Genomic DNA, 7,356 nt, shown 5'->3' on the forward strand with positions numbered 1-7,356 from the left:
GCCCCCTCCCCACTCCAACCCCGAGCGCAGCCCCCAGCCATGTCGGCGCAACGACTCCAGAAACTCTTGGCCAGCGCTGGGCTCTGCTCCCGCCGCCGGGCCGAGGAGCTGATCCAGCAGGGCCGGGTGACCTTGAACGGAGCCGTGGCACAGCTGGGGGACCAGGCGGATCTCTCCAGCGACCGGCTCGAACTGGATGGCAGGCCGGTGGCTGCGGCGGCCCCGGCCATCACCGTGCTGCTCAACAAGCCCCGCGGTGTGATCTGCAGTTGCCACGATCCCGAGGGACGCACCACGGTGCTGGATCTGCTGCCGCCGGAACTGAGCGAAGCCACGGGCCTGCATCCGGTGGGGCGCCTGGATGGCGCCAGTCGAGGGGCGCTGCTGCTGAGCAACGACGGCGCGCTCACCCTGCGCCTCACCCACCCCCGCTTCGGCCATCGCAAGCACTACCGGGTGTGGGTGGCCGGCGAGCCCGCGCCCGAGGCGCTGGAGCAGTGGCGCCGCGGTGTTCCCCTCGACGGGCAGCCCAGTCAGCCGGTGGGGGTGCGGGAGCTGGCGCGGGGAACACGGGGCACCTTGCTGGAACTGGAGATGGGCGAGGGCAGGAACAGGCAGATCCGGCGCACCGCTGAGCTGCTGGGCCATCCGGTCAGGGATCTGCAGCGGGTGGCGATCGGCCCCCTGCGCCTCGGTGAGCTGCCCGAGGGACGCTGGCGCCACCTCGTCCCCCAAGAATGGAGCGATCTCGACGCGCGGACCTGAACCGCCCTCCGATCGCACCACTGACCTGATCGATGCCGCCCTCCAGGATTCCCACGGCCATGCCAACCCGCCTGAGGCGGTGGTGGCCCTGGCGGACAGCCGCCCCCAGCCAGCCGGTGGAAGCCCACGAGGATCCCCTGCTCAACGCCGGGCGGCAGCTGCGCCAGCAGCGGGAGGCCCGGGGCCTGAGCCTGCGCCAGCTGGCGATCGAGACGCGGGTGAGCACCCCGGTGCTGGAAGCACTGGAGCGGGGATGGCGCGATCGGCTGCCGGAGCCGGCCTACCTGCGAACCATGCTGCCGCTGCTGGTGCAGCACCTGGATCTTCCCGCCGGCGCCCTCAACGGCGCCCTGCCGGATCGGCCCGAGCGCACCCAGCACAACGTGTCGGGGCGCCAGGCCCTGCTGGCCCGCTTCACTCCCGGCTCGATCGATGTCTTCACCACCTGGCAGGGGACCGTGATCTACGGGGGACTGACTCTGGCTCTGATCTATGGCGTCAACCTGCAACAGAGGCAACTGGCTGCGGAGAACCTGCTGATCCTGCGCCCGATCCCGCCCCTGTCGGCCTCGGAGCAACGGGCGCCGGATCCCAACGCCGAGCTGCTGCGGGCCTATCCAGACCTCAGGCCCCTGCAGCGGGCCGCCGAGGGAGTGGCCAGGCAACGGCTGCTGGAGGGCGGCCTCGAGCGCAGGCCTGCCGCTGGGGTGCTGCAACTACGGCTGGGGCAACCCACCCGGATCAGCCTCGGCAGTGAAACGGGGGTGAAAACCGAGCTCAACGGGGCCACAGGCGAGCTGGTGCTGCAGCTGCGGCCTCCCCTGCGCCTGACCCTGAACCCTGTGCCACCCCAGGGCGCCGTGCTCTGGGACGGCCAACCCCTGGCACCTGAGCCGGGCGCTGCTGGCCGTTACCGGCTGCCGCCCACCACCACCTCGGCAACGCCGCTGCCTGTGCGCCCGTAGCGCTGCGCCAGCCCCTGGAGGCCCCCCAGCGGCTCCTGGAGGCTGGCGATCGGTTGGCCCAGCCGCCAGGTCCAGTTGCCTGAAGCGGTGCCGGGGGTATTGAAGCGGGCCTGGTCATCGAGGTGGAGCAGGTCCTGCAGGGGCACCACCGCCAGCTGGGCCGAGGAGCCCAGCGCCAGCTCCAGCAGTTGCCAGCCCGGTGCGTCGATGGTGTGTCCCACCAATTCCCCCACCTGGCGCCGCTGGTCCTCCTGCAGCTGCTGCCACCAGCCCACGCAGGTGGCGTTGTCGTGGGTGCCGGTGTACACCACCCAGTGGTCGCCTTGGTAGTTGGCCGGCAGGTAGGGGTTGTCGGCGTTGCCATCAAAGGCGAACTGAAGGATCTTCATCCCCGGCAGGCCGAAACGATCCCGCAGGGCCTCCACCTCCGGGGTGATCACCCCCAGGTCTTCGGCAATCAGAGGCAAAACGGGGGCGGAAGTGCCGGCGCTGCTGTGGTTACCTTGCTGCTGCCGCTGCCAGCGGCTCTCCAGGCTGGCGAGCAGGGCCACCCCCGGTGACGGCTTCCAGCGGCCCTCCTGGGCCGTTTCGGCCTGGCCCGCCACGCTCCAGTACGACTCCAGGGCGCGGAAATGGTCGAGCCGCAGCAGGTCGAGCAGTCGCAACTGGCGATCCAGCCGGCGCATCCACCAGCGGAAGCCGGTGAGCCGGTGCAGGCTCCAGCGGTAGACCGGGGTGCCCCAGAGCTGGCCGGTGTCGGAGAAGTAATCGGGGGGCACGCCGCTCTGCTCGCTGAGCGAGCCATCGGCGCGCACGGAAAACAGGCGGCGGTTCGCCCAGACATCGGCGCTGTCGTGGGCCACATAAAAGGGCAGATCGCCGATCAGACGCACGCCACAGCTGCTGGCGTGCTGGCGCAGCTGCTGCCACTGCCGTTGCAATTGCCACTGCACCAGGGCCTCCTGCAGCAGTGTCGCGGCGGCGTCCAGATCCAGCTGGCGCAGGGCCAGGCGGCCTCGTCGCGCCAGGGGCCTTGGCCAGGTCCACCAGGGCTGCTGGCCGTGGCGCTCCCGCAGCACCATGAAGCGACAGTGATCAGCCAGCCAGTCGTCCTCCTGGCGCCGCCAGCGGCTGAAGGCCTGCTGGTGCTCCCGGCTCTGGGCCGGCCAGCGCTCCAGCAGGCACGCCCCCAGGGCCACGGCCCGCAGCCGGGCCGCCTCCAGGTCAAGCCGCTCGAGACTGCCGCCGGGCAGCCCCTCGGCAGCGGCGGCGTCGAGGAACCCCTCCGCCACCAGCGCATCGACATCAAGGAACCAGGGATTGAGGGCGAAGCCGCTGGGGGAGCTGTAGGGGGAGCCGGTGCCGTCAGTGGGGGCCAGGGGCAGCAACTGCCAGGCGGTGATACCGGCGGCGGCCAGCTGGTCGATCCAAAGCCGAGCCGCCAGACCGAAGGTTCCACAGCCCGGTGTGTCCGGCAAGGCGGTGGGATGGAGCAGCACACCGCACTGCCGGCTGGAGGGCCCGGGGTCGGGGCCGGAGGGCACGGGCATCAATCGGGCAAGCGATATCGGCTGATGATGGCCTTGGCGAAGGCCGGGATGTGGCGGTCCGCCTGATCGGGGTGGTGCCGCCGCACCCAGATGGCGTTGCGGGTGAAGTGGGAATCGATCGAGAAGCGACCGTATTCCAGCCCCTTGGGACCGAAGCGCTTGACGAAGAAACCCACCAGTTCCGCCAGCCAGAGAGGCAGCTTCACGGCCTTGTCATAGGCCTCAATCCCCTGCTGAACGGCGGCACGGCGGTCCCCCTGGCTGGTGACAGGAGCGGTGTCGAGCTCGGCTTCCACCAGATCCAGCAGTTGCTGCCCCCTGGGGTTGCGCACCACCAGCCACTGACGACCGAAGCTGGCCCCCATGTAGCCCACCACCAGATCGGCGCCGGCGTTGGTGTAGTCGAAGCAGCTCAGGCAGCTGGGGGCAAAGACGTCCTTGAGCTGAGGGGTGTCGAGCCCGAAGAACGGCACGGTTTCCTCGCTGCCGTCGCTGTGGCGGAAATGGATGCGGAAGTCCTGCATGAACTCGTAATGCACCACCGTGTCCGCTGAGCGGCTGGCGCTCTCCAGAAAGGTCTGCAGCCCGCTGCGGCTGACGTTGTCGACGCAGGGCATGCCCAGCACGTAGAGCTCGTCCAGCGGAAGGGTGGCCTGCACGGCCCGCAGGGCCTGGATCTGGCAGCCCACCCCGATCGCCAGCAGCCGGCGGATGCCACTGCCGGGCAGCTGCTGCAGCACCTCCAGGTTGGGGGAGAGGGTGGGCTTGTTCACCCGGGCGGCCAGCACCTCAGCGGGGGTTCGCGCCAGAACCGGCACCGGGGTGAAGCGGTCGTCCGGGCTCTGCTGCACGCACAGCACCGCGTCCACCAAGCCGCTCTCGAGGGCGAGCACACCGATACGACTGACGATTCCGGTCCACTGGGCCCCCTCGATCGGAGCCTGGAGGCGGGCGGTGAGCATGCGTTGGTGCACACCGAAATAAAGCTCGTCGTCGTTGGCCAGGTCGCGTCTGCGGCCGTGGGCCCGCTCCTCCATCCGATCGAAGCCCTGGGTGAGGAAGGCGCAGGCGTCGCGCACGTAGGCCACCCAGCCCGTGTCGCAGAGCCCGCACTCGCTGCAGAGATCCCGGGCCGGCTTGGTGCTGCCCTTGGCCAGGGGGCGGGCCCGTTGATGGGGAGCCAGTGGCTGTCCGGCAGCAGCAGCAGCGGCGGCAGCGGCAACGGCGGCGGCGGCGGGGCCTGAACGGGAAGCGGCGCTCAATGCTGAATCCCGACGGGATGTGGGGAGCCTCAACCTATCGGCCATGGCGCCGGCCCTGGTGAAGCTGCGTCAAAGTAAGCCGATTCCTCAGTTCCATCCGGTCGTGGCAGGCAAGCCCAGGACAGACGAGAAGCGGCAGGAGCCCCACCGGTCCCCCTCAGCATCCCCGGCCAGGCCACGGCGAAAGCCACCCTGGGTGCTGCTGGCGGCGCTGGGCCTGGGGGCCCTGGGGCTGGTGGCCTCGGTGGGCCTGATCAACCGGCTCTGGCCGCTGCAGGATCAGGGCTTGAGCACTGAGGAGCAGAACGGCGAGGCCGCTCCCCTGGCCAGTCCGCCCTCGCGGCCCATCACCGTGTTGCTGATCGGCAGCGACGCCGATCGCCTCGCCGCCGCCAGTAACGGCGCAGCCCCGGCCGGTGCCCCCAACAGCGACACTCTGCTGCTGTTTCGGGTCGAGCCCGGCGGCCCTCTGCAAATCCTCGCCATCCCCAACGAACTGGCGGTGAAGGTGCCCGGACAGAAAACCGTCCAACCACTGGGATCCCTGTTCAAGCAAGGAGGCCCAGCCCTGAGTGCGGGCGCGGTGGCCGAACTGGTGGGCCTTGATCCCGGCCAGCCCGAGCGCTATGTGGTGCTGCCGCGCTCCGCCCTGCGCGAGTTGGTGGATGGCCTGGGGGGACTGGAGGTGAACCTGGATCAGCCCCTGACCTACAAGGACAAGAGTCAGGCGTACAGCATCGATCTCCAGGGCGGGCTGCAGCGGCTTAAGGGGGCCCAGGTGGAGCAGCTGGTGCGCTATGTCGACAAGGTCCAGGGAGAGGCCGGACGGCGGATGCGGCAGCAGCAGGTGATCACGCAGTTGCTGAGCGAGCTGGTGCGCCCGGAGCAATGGGCCCAGTTGCCGGAGCGCTGGCAGCGGCTCACCTCCCAACTGGACACCAACCTCAGCCAGGAGGAAGCCCTCAGCCTGATCACGGCGGGCCTGCGCCAGGACAAGCCGGTTCGCTACAGCCAGATTCCGCTGGAGCCCCCGGCCAAGCCGGAGCAGACCCTGCGCCAGATCAGTGCCAAAGCCCCCACGCCGCTGTGGCCGCCGGCGAAGCCCTGAGCGGCTATCGCGCCTCAGCGGCGAACTGAACCCAACGCTGCCTCAGGCTCACGCTCAGAACCGCGTTGGCGTCAGTGCTGTCGGCCTGAGCCAGCGCCCCCAGCCAGGGGAGTCCATCCCGGCGGCGGGCCTGGGCATCGAAGCGCCCCCCCCACTGGATCAGGCCCAGCAGGGGCACGCCGCAGTGCTGCAACAGGGCCGTGCTGGCCGCGGGCAGGCCTCCATCCGCCTGGTGGGCCTCGATCAGCAGCGCGGTCGGCTGGCGCCAGGCCCCCAGCAGCTCCGACCAGCGTCCCCCCCAGGGCTGCAAGCGACCGGGATCCTGAGGCAGCGGCACCAGCCAGGCGCCATCACGACCGATCAACTGGGCCATCAAGGTGTCCACCCCCGCTTGCCCCGGCTGATCCGTGGCCGCCAGCAGCGGCGGCAGGGCGCACACCCCGATCAGGTCCGCCAGCAGGCCGGCGGCTTCCTCCACCCCAGTGGCGTCGGCTGCCGCCGCGGCCCCCACCAGCACCAGCCGCAGCAGCGGCATGGAGGCTGTGGCGATGGGGGATGTCCCCGCTGCCTTCATCATTGTTTGCCTTCATTGGGCCGGGAGGCTTCTACCATCAGGCTCCAGTCCTGCTCGCTCACGCCCGCCGTGACCAGTTTTTTGACTGCTGAACGGTTGGAGCAGGACAGCAAGCCCCATGACACCCGCCGTCTGCGCCTGTTCAGCGGCACCTCCAACCCCGCCCTGGCCCACGAAATCGCCAGCTACCTCGGCGTGCCCGATGGTCCACGGGTGATCAAGCGCTTCGCCGACGGCGAGCTCTACATCCAGATCCAGGAGTCGATCCGTGGCTGCGATGTCTTTTTGATCCAGCCCACCTGCGCCCCGGTGAACGATCATCTGATGGAGCTGCTGATCATGGTGGACGCCTGCCGCAGGGCCTCCGCCCGCCAGATCACGGCGGTGATCCCCTACTACGGCTATGCCCGCGCCGACCGGAAGACCGCCGGGCGGGAGTCGATCACCGCCAAGCTGGTGGCCAACCTGCTGGCCCAGTCGGGCGTCGACCGGGTGCTGGCGATGGACCTGCACTCCTCGCAGATCCAGGGCTATTTCGACATCCCCTGCGATCACATCTACGGCTCACCGGTGCTGGTCGACTACCTCTCCGCCCGCGACCTGGGCGAGATGGTGGTGGTCTCCCCCGACGTGGGCGGTGTGGCGCGGGCGCGGGCCTTCGCCAAGCGCATGCACGATGCCCCCCTGGCGATCATCGACAAGCGCCGATCGGATCACAACGTGGCCGAAAGCCTCACGGTGATCGGCGATGTGGATGGCAAGACGGCAGTGCTGATCGACGACATGATCGACACCGGCGGCACCATCTGTCAGGGGGCACGCCTGCTGCGGCGCAAGGGGGCCCGGCGGGTGCTGGCCTGCGCCACCCATGCGGTCTTCTCACCGCCGGCGATCGAGCGCCTCTCGGAGCCTGGACTGCTGGAGGAAGTGCTGGTGACCAACAGCATCCCGATCAGCGACGAGCGCAGCTTCCCCCAGCTGAAGGTGCTGTCCGTGGCCAAAATGCTTGGCGAAGCCATCTGGCGCATCCACGAAGAGAGCTCGGTGAGTTCGATGTTTCGCTGAGCCAGAGGCTCCGCTAAGCCCTGCCACCAGCCCCTGTCCCCTCGCCCACGCCCCCCATCCTCTTGCC

General features: G+C 69.7%; 7 protein-coding genes. 4 read left to right on the forward strand and 3 right to left on the reverse strand.

The window, feature by feature from the left end; all coding sequences use genetic code 11:
• Nucleotides 1-39: 39 nt before the first annotated feature.
• Both KBY67_RS14450 and KBY67_RS14455 read left to right on the forward strand, forming a co-directional pair.
• Nucleotides 40-765, forward strand: coding sequence for a pseudouridine synthase (locus KBY67_RS14450; protein WP_255111785.1), 726 nt, complete (start codon nt 40-42; stop codon nt 763-765).
• A gap of 116 nt (nt 766-881) precedes the next feature.
• Nucleotides 882-1,730: a RodZ family helix-turn-helix domain-containing protein gene (locus tag KBY67_RS14455; protein WP_255111786.1), complete on the forward strand. Its 849-nt coding sequence runs from the start codon at nt 882-884 to the stop codon at nt 1,728-1,730.
• Here KBY67_RS14455 and malQ read toward each other — a convergent pair.
• Both malQ and KBY67_RS14465 read right to left on the reverse strand, forming a co-directional pair.
• On the reverse strand, nt 1,676-3,280 hold the full coding sequence (malQ, locus tag KBY67_RS14460) for a 4-alpha-glucanotransferase (RefSeq protein WP_255111787.1): 1,605 nt from the start codon (nt 3,278-3,280) through the stop codon (nt 1,676-1,678). The two genes, KBY67_RS14455 and malQ, sit on opposite strands and share 55 nt — an antisense overlap.
• Nucleotides 3,280-4,464 (reverse strand): Coenzyme F420 hydrogenase/dehydrogenase, beta subunit C-terminal domain, encoded by a 1,185-nt coding sequence (locus KBY67_RS14465; protein WP_255111791.1) that lies wholly within the window; start codon nt 4,462-4,464, stop codon nt 3,280-3,282. Before KBY67_RS14465 ends, malQ begins: the two co-directional genes overlap by 1 nt.
• A 121-nt stretch (nt 4,465-4,585) precedes the next feature.
• Here KBY67_RS14465 and KBY67_RS14470 point away from each other — a divergent pair, with 121 nt between their 5' ends.
• Nucleotides 4,586-5,650 (forward strand): LCP family protein, encoded by a 1,065-nt coding sequence (locus KBY67_RS14470; protein ID WP_255111788.1) that lies wholly within the window; start codon nt 4,586-4,588, stop codon nt 5,648-5,650.
• Nucleotides 5,651-5,654: 4 nt separating this feature from the next.
• On the opposite strand, the gene KBY67_RS14475 is transcribed toward KBY67_RS14470, so the two are convergent.
• Nucleotides 5,655-6,185 (reverse strand): hypothetical protein, encoded by a 531-nt coding sequence (locus KBY67_RS14475; protein WP_255111789.1) that lies wholly within the window; start codon nt 6,183-6,185, stop codon nt 5,655-5,657.
• 108 nt (nt 6,186-6,293) lie between these two features.
• Between KBY67_RS14475 and KBY67_RS14480 the strand changes: the two genes are divergently transcribed.
• Nucleotides 6,294-7,289: a ribose-phosphate pyrophosphokinase gene (locus tag KBY67_RS14480; RefSeq protein WP_255111790.1), complete on the forward strand. Its 996-nt coding sequence runs from the start codon at nt 6,294-6,296 to the stop codon at nt 7,287-7,289.
• Nucleotides 7,290-7,356 lie beyond the last annotated feature (67 nt).

It is taken from the genome of Synechococcus sp. RedBA-s, from assembly GCF_024345495.1.
Taxonomy (GTDB): Bacteria; Cyanobacteriota; Cyanobacteriia; order PCC-6307; family Cyanobiaceae; genus Regnicoccus_A.